Origin of the sequence: Mycolicibacterium holsaticum DSM 44478 = JCM 12374 (assembly GCF_019645835.1) — a bacterium.
Lineage (GTDB): Bacteria > Actinomycetota > Actinomycetes > Mycobacteriales > Mycobacteriaceae > Mycobacterium > Mycobacterium holsaticum.
In genome coordinates, this window is the sequence record NZ_CP080998.1 from 4,249,147 (window position 1) to 4,262,829 (window position 13,683).

10 protein-coding genes are annotated in these 13,683 nt (G+C 65.8%); 6 read left to right on the top strand and 4 right to left on the bottom strand.

Translation table 11 applies throughout. The features are described from left to right. Nucleotides 1-45 precede the first annotated feature (45 nt). Both K3U96_RS20470 and glmS read right to left on the bottom strand, forming a co-directional pair. Entirely contained in the window at nt 46-927 is an 882-nt protein-coding gene (locus tag K3U96_RS20470; protein WP_220690925.1) for an alpha/beta fold hydrolase, read from the bottom strand. Then, nucleotides 927-2,795 (bottom strand): glutamine--fructose-6-phosphate transaminase (isomerizing), encoded by a 1,869-nt coding sequence (gene glmS, locus K3U96_RS20475; RefSeq protein ID WP_069404767.1) that lies wholly within the window; start codon nt 2,793-2,795, stop codon nt 927-929. The genes K3U96_RS20470 and glmS overlap by 1 nt, the downstream gene beginning before the upstream one ends. A gap of 55 nt (nt 2,796-2,850) precedes the next feature. Here glmS and K3U96_RS20480 point away from each other — a divergent pair, with 55 nt between their 5' ends. The 5 genes from K3U96_RS20480 (at nt 2,851) to K3U96_RS20500 (ending at nt 8,789) form a co-directional block, all read left to right on the top strand. Beyond that, nucleotides 2,851-3,705: a dienelactone hydrolase family protein gene (locus K3U96_RS20480; RefSeq protein WP_220690926.1), complete on the top strand. Its 855-nt coding sequence runs from the start codon at nt 2,851-2,853 to the stop codon at nt 3,703-3,705. Nucleotides 3,706-3,988: 283 nt separating this feature from the next. Beyond that, the gene (locus K3U96_RS20485) at nt 3,989-5,431 is read left to right on the top strand and encodes a carotenoid oxygenase family protein (RefSeq protein ID WP_220690927.1); all 1,443 of its coding nucleotides are present in this window, start codon (nt 3,989-3,991) and stop codon (nt 5,429-5,431) included. Nucleotides 5,432-5,485: 54 nt separating this feature from the next. Further along, nucleotides 5,486-6,526, top strand: coding sequence for an LLM class F420-dependent oxidoreductase (locus K3U96_RS20490; RefSeq protein ID WP_220690928.1), 1,041 nt, complete (start codon nt 5,486-5,488; stop codon nt 6,524-6,526). Nucleotides 6,527-6,706: 180 nt separating this feature from the next. Beyond that, a complete protein-coding gene (locus K3U96_RS20495; RefSeq protein WP_069405228.1) occupies nt 6,707-7,978 on the top strand; it encodes a DEAD/DEAH box helicase in 1,272 nt (423 codons plus the stop codon). 106 nt (nt 7,979-8,084) lie between these two features. Further along, nucleotides 8,085-8,789 (top strand): haloacid dehalogenase type II, encoded by a 705-nt coding sequence (locus tag K3U96_RS20500; protein WP_220690929.1) that lies wholly within the window; start codon nt 8,085-8,087, stop codon nt 8,787-8,789. Between the two features lie 39 nt (nt 8,790-8,828). Here K3U96_RS20500 and K3U96_RS20505 read toward each other — a convergent pair whose 3' ends face one another. Both K3U96_RS20505 and K3U96_RS20510 read right to left on the bottom strand, forming a co-directional pair. Further along, nucleotides 8,829-10,187: a TetR/AcrR family transcriptional regulator gene (locus K3U96_RS20505; protein ID WP_220690930.1), complete on the bottom strand. Its 1,359-nt coding sequence runs from the start codon at nt 10,185-10,187 to the stop codon at nt 8,829-8,831. A 140-nt stretch (nt 10,188-10,327) separates the two neighbouring features. After that, nucleotides 10,328-11,224, bottom strand: coding sequence for an alpha/beta fold hydrolase (locus K3U96_RS20510; protein WP_220690931.1), 897 nt, complete (start codon nt 11,222-11,224; stop codon nt 10,328-10,330). A gap of 218 nt (nt 11,225-11,442) precedes the next feature. On the opposite strand from K3U96_RS20510, the gene K3U96_RS20515 reads away from it, so the two are divergent. Beyond that, nucleotides 11,443-13,131 (top strand): MOSC and FAD-binding oxidoreductase domain-containing protein, encoded by a 1,689-nt coding sequence (locus K3U96_RS20515; RefSeq protein WP_220690932.1) that lies wholly within the window; start codon nt 11,443-11,445, stop codon nt 13,129-13,131. The last annotated feature ends 552 nt before the right edge of the window (nt 13,132-13,683 follow it).

Below are 13,683 nucleotides of genomic sequence, written 5' to 3' on the forward strand. Positions count from 1 at the left end.
GACCGAAGTTATGCCGGAATTTTCGGCAGGCGGTCGCGGCCAGGTTCAGATCTGATCCCAGAACGCGCCCGCGCGGTCCGCGATCTCGGCCGCGTATTCGCCGTTGATGCTGTGGGAGGCGTCGGCCCACGACTCGACCTGTCCGCGCGGCAACAGATTTCGCGCCCGTGCGGCCGCCCGGGCTGCGTCGTGCATCACGCTGCGGCCTCCGAGAAGCGCCAGCACCGGGATGTCCAGCGCGCGCAACTGCTCGTCGGTGATCAGCTTGGGCATGGCCTTGCGCAGCGCGTAGTCGGCGGAACCGGCGGAGATCAGCGCGGCCTCCGGCTGCGAGTCGTCGACCTCGGCGCCGCCCGAGATCCAGCTGAGTACCCGCCTGCGCAGCCCGCCGGGCACCCCGGGCAGGAACAGGGCCGGCGAGGCCAGCACCGCCTTGACCGCGACGGGGGCGAACGTGAACACCGGGTCCAGCAGCACCAGCGAGGCGGCCCGGCCCGGCCGGCGTACCGCATAGTTGACCGCGGTCCAACCGCCGAGGGACACACCCATCAGGTGCACCCGGGCCAGGTTCAGCGCGGCCACCGTGTCGTCGAGCCATTGCGCCTCGTCGGCGGGCCCGGTGATCGGCCTGCGCTGCACGGACATTCCGGCCTCACCCAGCAGGTCGACTCCCAGGACGGGACGGTGCTCCAGCAGCGCCGGCAGGTTGGCCCGCCACATCGGTGTCGACGCGTTGCGCCCGGGCAGCACCATGACCGGCGTCTTGTCGGCGGCACCGCCGAACCGGTAGACCCGTACGGTGCCGAACCGCGTTGGCACATCGCGAGTTTCGCTTGCGGGCGGCAACTCGGCCATCGCCTTGTCATAGACGGCGAGAAAGTGTGTCCGCGCCCGGTCGTTCTTGAAGCCCCCGACCTTGCCCTGCACTATTCGACGGTGACCGACTTGGCCAGGTTGCGCGGCTTGTCGACGTCGTAGCCGCGGGCCTGCGCGACGCCTGCGGCGAACACCTGCAGCGGGATCGTCGACAGCAGCGGCTGGAACAGCGTCGAGACCGCCGGGATCTCGATCAGGTGGTCGGCAAAGGGCTGGACCGTCTCGTCGCCCTCCTCGGCGATGACGATCGTGATCGCGCCGCGGGCCTGGATCTCGCGAATGTTGGACAGCAGCTTGGCGTGCAGCATCGGCGCGTTCTTCGGTGAGGGCATCACCACGATGACGGGCAGTCCGTCTTCGATCAGCGCGATGGGGCCGTGTTTGAGCTCGCCGGCGGCAAATCCCTCGGCGTGCATGTACGCCAGTTCCTTGAGCTTCAGCGCGCCTTCGAGCGCCACCGGGTAGCCGACGTGGCGGCCGAGGAACAGCACGGTATGCGACTTCGCGAACCGGTGCGCCAGTTCACGGACCGGCTCCATGACGTTTAGCACCCTGGCCACCAGGTCGGGCATGGCCTCCAGCTCGCGGTACTCGCGCTCGACCTCATCGGGGTACTTGGTGCCGCGGGCCTGGGCAAGGGCCAGGCCGACAAGGTAATTCGCGGCGATCTGGGCGAGGAACGTCTTGGTGGACGCGACCCCGATCTCCGGTCCGGCGCGGGTGTAGAGCACCGCGTCGCATTCCCGGGGGATCTGGCTGCCATTGGTGTTGCAGATGGCCAGCACCTTGGCCTTCTGCTCCTTGGCGTGCCGCACCGCCTCCAGCGTGTCGGCGGTCTCACCGGACTGCGAGATCGCGACGACCAGGGTGTGGCGGTCCAAAACCGGGTCGCGGTAACGGAACTCGCTGGCCAGTTCGGCCTCGACGGGCAGCCGGGTCCAGTGCTCGATCGCGTATTTGGCGAGCAGCCCGGAGTGGAAAGCGGTGCCGCAGGCCACCACGAAGACCTTGTCGATCTCGCGGAGCTCCTGATCAGACAGCCGTTGCTCGTCGAGCACGACGCGGCCGTCGGCGAAATGACCGAGCAGCGTGTCGGAGACGGCGGCGGGTTGCTCGGCGATCTCCTTGAGCATGAAGTACTCGTAGCCGCCCTTCTCGGCGGCCGACATGTCCCAGTCGATATGAAATGGACGCGCACTCGCGCCGTCGTCGACGCCGTTGAAGTCGGTGATGCGATACCCGTCGGCGGTGACGACCACCGCCTGGTCCTGGCCGAGTTCGACGGCGTCGCGGGTGTGGTCGATGAACGCCGCCACATCCGAACCCAGAAACATCTCGCCGTCACCCACGCCCAGCACCAGCGGTGTGGAGCGTCGCGCGGCGACGATCGTGCCTGGCTCGTCGGCGTTGGCGAACACCAACGTGAAGTGGCCCTCCAGGCGGCGTAACACGGCGAGCGCGGACGCGGCGAAGTCGCCTGCGGTCGGGCCGTGCTGGTACTGCCAGGACACCAGGTGCACGGCGACCTCGGTGTCGGTGTCGCTGGCGAACTCCACCCCGGTGTGCTCGAGTTCGGATCGCAGCGCGGCGTAGTTCTCGATGATGCCGTTGTGCACGATGGCGAACTTGCCGGTGCGGTCGCGGTGCGGGTGGGCGTTGCGGTCGGTGGGCCGGCCGTGGGTGGCCCAGCGGGTGTGGCCGAGCCCGGTGCTGCCCGCAAGGGCTTGCGCATCGGTGGCGCTGAGCTCGTTTTCCAGGTTGGCCAGCCGCCCGGCCCGCCGGCGCACGGTCAGCCCGCCGTGGCCGTCGAGCAGCGCGACCCCCGAGGAGTCGTAACCGCGGTACTCCATCCGGCGGAGCGCGTCGACGACGATCTCGCAGGCAGGACGTTGCCCCACGTAGCCGACGATTCCGCACATAGCCTTAAAGGGTAGTGCAAGAGCTGGGCCACACCCGCTGCGCTACGGTTCGGTGGTGGCCAGCACGAAGAAGCTCTTCACCGCGTTGACCCGCCGCGGCCCGCACCGCGTTTTGCGCGGTGACCTGGCATTTGCCGGCCTTCCCGGCGTCGTGTTCACCCCGGAGTCGGGGATGAACCTCGCGGGGGTGGCGTTTGGTCACGATTGGGTGGCCAAGGCCGACCGCTACCACGGCACATTGGAGCATCTGGCGTCCTGGGGCATCGTCGCGGCGGCACCCGACACCGAGACGGGATTGGCGCCGTCGGTCCTCAATTTCGCCTTCGACCTGGGCACGGCGTTGGACATCATCAGCGGCGTACGGCTGGGTCCAGGCAAGATCAGCGTGCATCCGACCAAGCTGGGGGTCGTCGGGCACGGTTTCGGCGGTTCGGCGGCGGTGTTCACCGCGGCCGGGATACCGGCAGGGCCGACCGCCCCGAAGGCCGTCGTCGCGGCGTTTCCCAGCGTCACCAGGCCGGCGGCCGAGGAGCCGGCGGCGACGCTTGCGGTGCCCGGCCTCGTGCTGACCGCCCCGGGCGACCCGATGACCTTGCGGTCCAACGCGGTGGAACTGAGCCGGGTGTGGAAGGGCGCCACGCTGCGCACTGTGAACAAGGCCAAGGCGGGCGGGCTGATCGAGGGGCGCCGGCTGGCCCGTGCGGTCGGGCTGCCGGGCGCCGACCGCAGCACCCAGAAGGTGGTGCGGGCGTTGATGACGGGCTATCTGCTGCACCTGCTGACCGGGGACAAGACCTACCGCGACTTCGCCGACCCAGAGGTCGTGCTGCCCAAGGCCGCGGCGGTCGACCCGTTCGCCGAAGATCCGGTGGATTTGGAGAACAAGGTCATCGCGCTCTTGAAGCCCTAGGAACTGTCGTATCAAGATCATGGAAAACAGCGGGCGGCCGCTGGAAGGCCGCTAAGGTCGGATTGCCCGGAGCCGAAAGGCATATCCTTCATGCACTTTGCCCGCACCGCGTCACCGGCCGGTCAGGTGGGACCGATCGCCCCCGTGCGTGACGAATGGCTGCGTTCGATCTGTCGGATGGGGTGTAAAGCCGCCTGCGAGAAAGTCTTCCACGCGCACTCTGCGATGCCCTTCGTGCACCTTGCGCGTCCGCAGAGCCTCTTGACCCAGATCGGAGTTCGCGATGAGCAATCAGCATGCCGCCGGCCGCAAGTTCACCACCTACGCACCGCTTTACGACGAGCACACCTACACCGTCGACACCGTGGAAGGTGCGCTACCCGCTGATCTGCGCGGGACCTTGTACCGCAACGGTCCGGGCAAATTGGAGGCTGGCGGAACTCGGTTGGAGCACCTCTTCGACGGCGACGGCATGATGTCGATGTTCTCGATGTCCGACGGCGTGGTGCGGTTCCGCAACCGGTTCATCCAGACCAAGCACTACCAGAAATCCATCGTGTCCGACGCCGCACCGTACCGGGCGCTGGGCACCATGCGGCCCGGCGGGGTGATGGCCAACGCACTGCAGCTTCCCGCCAACGTCGCGAACACCGGTGTGACCATGCACGCAGGCAAGCTGCTGGCGTTGTGGGAGGGTGGCCGCCCGACCCAACTCGATCCGGACACGTTGCGCACCAAGGGCGAATACGACTTCGACGGCGAGCTCAAGTGGCTGGGCGCATTCTCGGCCCATCCCAAATGGGACTCGGACACCGGCGAGATGTTCAACTTCGGGCTGGCGATGATGCCGGTGCCGAAGCTGATCTGCTATCGGGTCGACCGCACCGGAAAGATGAAGCGGCTCGGCAGCGTTCGGCTGCCCAGACCGATGTTCAACCATGACGTCGGACTTACCGATCGCTACATGGTGTTCGTCATCCCACCGCTGGTGTTTCCGCTCAAGAAGTTCGTCGGCGCCGCATTTGGACTGTGCAACTACATCGACGCCATCACTTACGAGGCCTCGCTGGGCACCATGATCGCGCTGGTCCCGCGCGACGGCGGCGAGACCCGGGTGATCTACACCAGTCCGCTGATGCACCTGCACCTGTGCAACTCCTACGACGACGGCGATGACGTGGTGGTGGATGTGCTCAACTATCACCTGACCTGGGAGCAACTCAACGGTCAGCTCTCTTCGGTGGAGACCCTGCTGGAAACCTCGACGACGCCGTACGGCGGTGTGCCGACAAGGGTGCGCATCTCCCCATCCGGGGCGGTCGACATCGCGGAGTTCTCCGGGCTCAACGGTGAGTTCCCCAGCATCAACGTGGCCCACATGGCTCAACCGAACCGGTACTTCTACATGTCGGCAGGCCTGGACGGGAACCTGTACCCCAACGCGCTCGCCAAAATCGACAACCACACCGGCACTGAGACGGTGTTCCGGTACCCGGACGGTTTCCTGCCGCACGAGGCGGTGTTCGCCGCCCGGCCGGGAGCAACCGAGGAGGACGACGGCTGGCTGCTGGCGCCGGTCCTCGACGGGATCGAGGACATCGCCAAGCTGATGGTGTTCGACGCCAAGGACCTCGAAGCCGGGCCGGTCTATGTCGGCGCACTGCGCCACCATCTGCCGCTGACGTTTCACGGCCACTACACCACCCGGGTGGCGCAACCACACTGAGCGCGTCGGCCCCGGATCCCGTGGATCATGCCGTTGGCGCTATAACGTTTGGTTATGCGCACAGGCATCTTCTTGGGTTACACGGACGGCTTCCTAGACGCGGTCGACCAGGTCGTCGAACTCGAGAAAGTGGGCGTCGACCTGGCCCTGGTGGCCGAGGCCTACTCATATGACGCGATCAGCCAGCTGGGTTTTCTGGCCGCGAGGACATCCCGGATCGAGCTGGGCACCGGCGTCGTCCCGATCTACATCCGCACGCCCACGCTGCTAGCGATGACGGCAGCGGGCCTCGATTACGTCTCCGGTGGCCGGTTCCGCCTGGGCATCGGCACCTCGGGTCCGCAGGTGATGGAGGGCTTCCACGGGGTGCCGTTCGACGCCCCGCTGGGCCGCACCCGCGAGGTGGTGGAGATCTGCAGGCAGGTCTGGCGCCGCGAGGACGTGCAGTACGACGGTAAGCACTACCAGATCCCGTTGCCCGCCGAGCAGGGCACCGGGTTGGGTAAGCCGTTACATTTGATCAATCACCCCGTGCGCGACCGCATTCCAGTGACCATCGCCGCACTGGGCCCCAAGAACGTAGAGCTGACCGCGGAAATCGCCGAGGGTTGGCAACCGGTGTTCTTCTATCCGGAGAAGGCCGACGACGTCTGGGGCTCGTCGCTGCGCGCGGGTTTCGCCAAACGGGACCCCTCGCTGGGGCCGCTGGATGTGATGGTCAGCGCGACGCTGGCGATCGGCGATGATGTCGACGACCGATTGGCTTGGGCGAAACCACAATTGGCGCTCTATATCGGCGGCATGGGTGCACGTGGCCGCAACTTCTACCACAACCTGGCGACCCGTTACGGGTTCGGCGAAGTGGCCGACCACATTCAGGACCTCTACCTCGCGGGCAAGAAGACCGAAGCGATCAACGCGGTGCCCGACGAGTTGGTGCGTCACGTGTCACTGGTCGGGCCGCGCGGGTTCGTCAAGGAACGGCTCGCGGCATTTGCCGAGGCCGGCGTCACGACGATGCTGGTCCATCCGCTGGCCACCGACGCGCGCGAAACGGTGCGGTTCGTCGAGGAATTGCGCTCGCTGCTGCCGTAACCGATTAACCGAATCGGGCGACCTCCCTGTAGAGTGGTGTCCAGCGGCATCTTCTGTTCTGCCTTTTGCCGCTTCTCGATCGTCATACCGAGCGCCGCGGAATTTTCCGCGCCGGGCAGGACGACCATTCTAACTTTCTGGAGTTCTTACTTGTCTGCTCAAAACACCTGTGGCACAAGCGTGCCCACTTTCGCCGACCTTGGCCTTTCTGAAGCCGTCGTCAGCGTTCTCGCCGCCAACGGCGCCGAGACCCCGTTCCCGATCCAGGCGGCGACGCTGCCCGACTCACTGGCCGGCCGTGACGTCCTCGGCCGCGGTCGCACCGGATCCGGTAAGACCTACGCGTTCCTGCTGCCGATGGTGACGAGGCTCACTGCGCAACGTGCCCAGCGGGTTTCCGGTCGTCCGCGGGCGCTCATCCTCGCGCCCACCCGCGAACTCGTCGCGCAGATCGCTGCGTCGCTGGCGCCGTTGGCCGCCGCGACGGACCTGCGCACCGTGACCATTTTCGGCGGTGTCGGACCGCAACCGCAGATTTCCAAGCTGCGTGCGGGCGTCGACGTCGTTATCGCTTGCCCGGGCCGCCTGGAGGACCACGTCAAATCCGGCCACGCCGATCTGTCCGCCGTCGAGATCTCGATACTCGACGAGGCCGACCACATGGCCGATCTGGGGTTCCTGCCCCCGGTGAAGCGACTGCTCGACAAGACCCCGCGCGACGGGCAGCGGATGTTGTTCTCCGCCACCCTCGATGGCGGGGTGGACGTGCTGGTCAAGCGGTACCTGAACAACCCGGTGGTGCACAGCGTGGATTCAGTGGAGGCGCCCGTCACGGCCATGGAACATCATGTGCTGCACGTCGACAAGGCGGCGCGCGTCAACGTGCTGACCGATCTTGCCGCGTCGCCCGGTCGGACCATCGTGTTCGCCCGGACCAAACATGGCGCCAAAGCTCTTACCCGTCAGCTGAATTCGCGCGGTGTTCCCGCCGTCGAGTTGCACGGCAACCTGTCTCAGAACGCCCGCACCCGCAACCTCGCGGCGTTCTCCGATGGTTCGGCGACGGTGATGGTGGCGACGGATATCGCGGCGCGGGGAATCCACGTCGACGACGTGAACCTGGTCGTACACGCCGATCCCCCGGTTGAGCACAAGGCGTATCTGCACCGATCGGGCCGTACCGCACGCGCCGGAGCCGACGGCACGGTGGTGACGCTGATGCTCGACGACCAGGTGTCAGACGTGCGCCAGCTCGTCCGTAAGGCGGGCGTGAAACCGACGATCACGCGGTTCAGCGGTGCATCGCACCCGGTGTTGCACGAAATCGCACCGGGCGAGCGCACGTTCTCCCAGCCCCTGACAGCGAGTCGACCAGAGCCCACGGCGCCTCGGCGGCCACGTCGGCGTCGGCCGTCGCGACAGCGGCGCCCCGCGGCAGCCGCTGCCGGCTAGGGCGCTTCCGCCCACCCGTGGACATCACGGGTCCCGCGGTTCAGACTAGGTTCGTGCACGCCCGACCGGTAAGTGATTCGGCGCTACGGTGACCGTTGACCAGCGGGTGCCGTCGGTGCTCGTGTTCGACGTCAATGAGACGTTGCTCGACCTGGACACGCTGAAGCCGTATTTCGCGCGGCTGTTCGGCGATGAATCGATGCAGCGCGCCTGGTTCGGCGAACTGGTGACGTACTCGATGGCGGCGACGTTGGCGGGCTATTACACCGACTTCTTCACCCTGGGGCGCGCCGTTCTCGACATGCTGGCCGATATCCGTGGGATCGACGTCACCGATGCCGACCGCGAAGAGCTGGTCGATGCCATGCAGACGATGCCCGCGCATCCGGACGTCGCACCGGGTCTGCAGCGGCTGCTTGACCTCGGGTACCGACTCGCGACGCTGACCAATTCGCCGCCGCGGCAGCAGGGCCCATCGCCGCTGGAAACTGCCGGCCTCGGAGCGTATTTCGAGCGCCGACTCAGCGTGGACGCGTTGCGTGTCTTCAAGCCGTGCCCCGAACTGTACAGGGATGCGGCGCGGCAGTTGGGCGTCGGAGTTTCGGATTGCATGATGGTTGCCGCTCATATGTGGGATCTCATCGGCGCCCGGGCCGCCGGTTTCAGCGCCGCGCTGATCACCCGAACGGGCAACGCGCCGTTGCCGGCGCCCGGCTTACCGCTGCCCACGCTGATCGCGTCGGACATCGAGCAGCTAGCCATTGAACTGGACAATCGCCGGAAATCTTCGAACGCACCGGACGCGGTGTAGCAGATTTCATGCGCAGGCCGGCTGCTGCCGAAGTGTCCGTCAGCGCTTGGCTTTTGATCGAGATACCTTGCGGACGGCTCGTTTTCGCGGCACCGGTTGAAACGAGGCGACGTAGTCGACAGCCGCGTCGACCACCGCTCGGAAGGGGTCGGCCGACTTCGTCATGTGGGTCAACATGGTGCCGCCCTGATGGGCGCCGACAAGCGCTACCGCGAGATGCCGTGGATGCGCATCGGGGCACAACTCTCCGCTTGCACGCATCGCGGTGAGGCCATCTTCGAACAGCTGCAGCCAGCGGTCATAGCCGACTGCCAGATCGTCGAGGAGCAGATCGTCTGCTTCCAGCAGTTCGCCGGCCAACGAGCCGTAAACGCAACCGTTTTCGAGATAACAAGATCCCGACTCCTGCCAGCACAACTCGGCCCATCTGCGCAGGGCAGGCAACGTGTCCAGGCGACGTAGTTCGGGCTGGGTGTGAAACTCCTCGACACACCTTCTGCGCGCCGCGATGACCTGGCGGGTCAGGTCGTGCTTGTCGGTGAAATAGTGTGACAGCTGCGATCCGCTCACGCCGACGTGCCTGCGCACGTCGATCAAGCTCGTGCCGCGCACACCGCGCTGGAGTATCAATTCGGCCGCGCCGTCGACGATGCGGGCACGGGTAGCCATGCCTTTACTGGTGTATCGCGCGTCGCCGGGCTCAGTATCGGCGGCTGGGTCAACGGGTCGACGGCGGCGTCGACGCGGGGGGCGGGGAACTCGCTCGGCCGGGTCGACGGCGAACAAGCGCAGGTAGTTGACGATGAACCGGGTCATATCGGCCAGCGGCCACGATTGGCGGTATGCGAAGGCGAGGGTGCCCGCACCCTGGTGACCAGCCACCACCACCAACGCCAACTGCCGCGGTTCGGCGGCGCTGACGAGGACACCGCGGTCCTTCATCCGCTGAAAAGACTCGGTGAGTAGATCGACCCAACGCCAGTACCCGTTGGCGAAGGTTCGACGTGTCTCATCGTCGGACTTGGCCAGTTGACCGGCCAGCGTGTGATAGGTGGGCGTACTCCGGTAGCCGATCTTGCGGAGGTACCTCATGTTCAGATCGGCCCAGTGTTCCCAGTCGGTGAACGTATCGAGGCCATGCAACGCGGGTTGGCGGTGAAAGTCGAGCACCACCTCGATCTGGCGTTCCAACACCGCGCGGATCAGCGACTGCCTGTCGTCAAAGTAGTGCGAGAGCTGCGACCCGCTGACCGAGGCCGCCTGGCGCACCTTCTCGTTGCTAAATCCGGTGAGGCCCTCGGACAGGATGACCTCGGCGGCCGCGCGCAGGATTCGCTCTCGGGTGGCAAGCCCTTTCGTGGTGAATGCCTGAGTACCAGAAGAGTCCGCGGCGCCCATTTGTCCACCAGTCTACCGGGGCGCTTCCGAAAAAATGGGCTGGCTAGCCCAGCCAGTTCCGCCCTGGCGCCCTTGGACGGGCCCGGTTGCTGCTGTCTAGCGCATGTTGTCGCGCAGGCTTTGGACCGTACCGCAGGGTGTCACCGACCGACCGAACTCGCCGCTACGGGCGTGCGCAGCGCATCGGCGAGAAATGCACGGATGTGGCCGGTCACGTCATCGAGTGCCGTTTCAAGCAGGAAATGGCCGCCGTCGATCAGATGGATTTCGGCGTCGGGCAGGTCTGTCCTGAACGCCTCAGCACCCGCGGGGCCGAAAATCTGGTCGCCACGGCCCCACACCGCCAGCAGCGGCACACCGGTCCGCCGAAAGTATTCGTGAACCTTGGGGTACATAGGGGAATTCGTCGCATAGTCGCGAAACAGTGCCAACTGCACCTCGTCGTTGCCTGGCCGTGACAGCAAGGCATAGTCGTGAACCCACGTTTCCGGGTCGACCAGGCTCGCGTCGTCGACGCCCGTGAGATATTGCCAACGGGTAGCCTCCAGGCTGAAGAACTGGCGCACGGCGGCTTCGGCTACCGGGCTCGGGTCAGACTGGTAGTCCCACACCGTCCTCCAGAAGTCCTCTACGAATCCGGCGTCGTAGGCATTGCCGTTCTGGCTGACGATGGCGGTAACGGCATCGGGGTCGGCCAACGCCAGCCGCCATCCGATCGGAGCGCCGTAATCCTGGACGTACATCGCGTATGTCTGCACGCCCAACGCTCTCAACAGCCCTGCCGTCAAAGCGCTCAACGCATCGAACGTGTACTGGAAGCTGTCAGCAGACGGCGCGTCCGACAGGCCGAAGCCCAGATGGTCCGGTGCGATCACGTGATACCGGTCGGCCAAGACAGGGATGAGATGGCGAAACATGTATGAGCTCGTGGGAAATCCATGTAAGAGAACAATTGCCGGCGCGTGAGCGTCACCGGCCTCTCGATAGAACAACCGGTGTCCATCGACGGTGACATATCGGTGGTGAACGACGGCCATGACAAACCTCCAGAACGGCAATATGCCAACGCTAGATTTTGGGTCGGTGCGCCCAGTATGCGCGCGATCTGCCCCAAGCGCTAGTCCGTATCGGCTGAACGGCCGAGTTTTTCGTATTGACCGCATGCCCTGGCGGTGCAATATTGGGATGCATCACCCAAAACGGGGCAACTCGGTGTCCCGCTCGAACCCGAACCGACGAGACCGAAGGGAAACGGGTGGCGAAGCTGGTCTCAGCCAACGTCGGCCTACCCCGGGATGTTCCCTGGCAGGGCGGGCTTGTGCGTACCGCAATCTTCAAAACCCCGGTGGAGGGCCCCGTGCTGGTGCGGCGGCTCAATGTCGATGGCGATGCGCAGGGCGACCTCAACGGCCACGGTGGGGTGAACCGCGCCGTGATGGTGTATCAGACCGAGGCATACGATTACTGGCGCGCAAAGCTGGGCCGCGATGACCTCCGTCCGGGTGAGTTCGGTGAGAACTTCACCGTGACGGGCCTGGCCGACGACACCGTCTGCATCGGGGACCGCTACCGAATCGGCGCGGCCGAGTTCGAGGTCACTCAGCCGCGCGTCACCTGCTTTCGCGTCGGCTTGCGTTTGGGCGTGCCCGACATGGCCCAGCTGCTGGTGGCCCACCGTCGGCCAGGCTTCTACTTTCGTGTGCTGACCGAAGGTCACGTGTGTGCCGGCGACCCGATCGTGCAGACCCGTCGTGGTCCACACCAACTCTCCGTTGCCGAGGTCGACGCGCTGCTGTATCTACCAAACCCGGATCGGCGGTGCCTTGAGCAGGCAGTCGACAATCCGGCGCTGAGCCCAGGATGGGTCGAGTCTTTCCGAGATCTGCTGGCGTCGCGTCCCAGCGCCAATGCCATCTCCTGGCAAGGCTTTCGCCCTCTGCGCATCGCTGCGACTCGGCGCGAGGCCGCCGAGGTGATGTCGCTGGAGTTGGCCGCCGACGAGCCACTCGCACCGGCACTGCCCGGCCAGTACCTGACGCTGCGGGTCTCGGCGGCGGGTGACCCGGCTCCACTGCGCAGCTATTCACTGTCCGGGGCGCCCACCGCGGGGGTCTACCGGATCAGCGTGAAACGCGACAGGCTCGGGCAGGTGAGCCGATGGCTGCACGACAACGCCACGGTCACACTCAGCGTGGAGGCCGCCGCTCCGCGCGGCGACTTCTATCTCACCGAGGACGACAATCCCGTCGTCCTGCTGTCTGCCGGTATCGGCGTCACGCCCCTCTTGGCCATGTTGCATCACTTGGCAGCAACCGGCAGCACTCGAGAGGTCTGCTGGATCCACACCACCCGTGGCGCCGCCACGCATGCGTTCGCCGACGAAGTGAGCACGCTCATCGACGCTCTGCCCGCTGCCGAAGAACACATCTTCTACACCGGCGGTTCCGGGCATCGCCTGGACCAGGCCACGATCACGGGCATGGGATTGCCGCGTGACGCGACCGTATATCTCTGTGGCCCTGCCCGATTCATGCAGGACATGCAACACGCACTCACCGCATCGGGGACTTCGCCCCGCGCCATCCGCACCGAGCTGTTCGGTGCGCGCTCACCCATCAACCCCGGCGCCGTGACCGCCGGACCGCAGATCCATCCCCATCCCCATCCCCCTGCAGGGCCCGCCGGCATCGGCCCGACCGTGACATTCGCGCGGTCAGGCCTGACGGTGGCGTGGTCGCCGAGGTTCCGCACCCTGCTCGAGTTGTCCGAGGCATGCGACATCGCGACGCGGTACTCCTGCCGCAGCGGCGTCTGCCACACCTGCGCGACCGCTGTCGTGGCAGGTGGTCTGGATTACGTCAGCACACCGTTGAACCTGCCCGCCGACGGGGAAGCGCTGATCTGCTGTGCCGCGCCACGCGGCGATCTTGTGCTCGACCTGTAACTGCCCTGCGTCATCACGACGCCCGGGTGAGGCCAAACGCGTTGGCCGAAATGAAAATACGTGTGTCGAACCCACGGCCAGCTGCCGACCTCGGCGGTTTCAGTCGACGAAGTCGGACCTCGGCGAGGCGGGCAGTCGGATGACCTGCAATTTTGGGTCTCATGACCCAAAGGATGAGATCGTCGAGGATATTACTCGGCCAAAAGGCTGGCGCATCGGTACTCGATCGGCCTATATTGGGTCGAACAGCCCAATATGATCGTCCTGGTGCTTGGCGATGCCTCCCGTTGGCCGACCGAATGTATCGGCGGAGGGACCGTCTCACCGCTAGGTCGGCATGCACGTCTTTCTGCAAGAAGCAGTACGCCTCAAAGGAGCAGACATGACGACCAGCGCTAGCCGATCCGAGCTTCGGGGACTTCCATCCAGGTCATCGGTGGACACGGCCGCCGCGGTATTGATTCGTCGACGGCGATGTCAGATCTCCGTGCTCCGCTCCGAAGTTCGTGGTTTCGACCGTATTTCGTCATGAAGGGATATTGCGATGGGCTT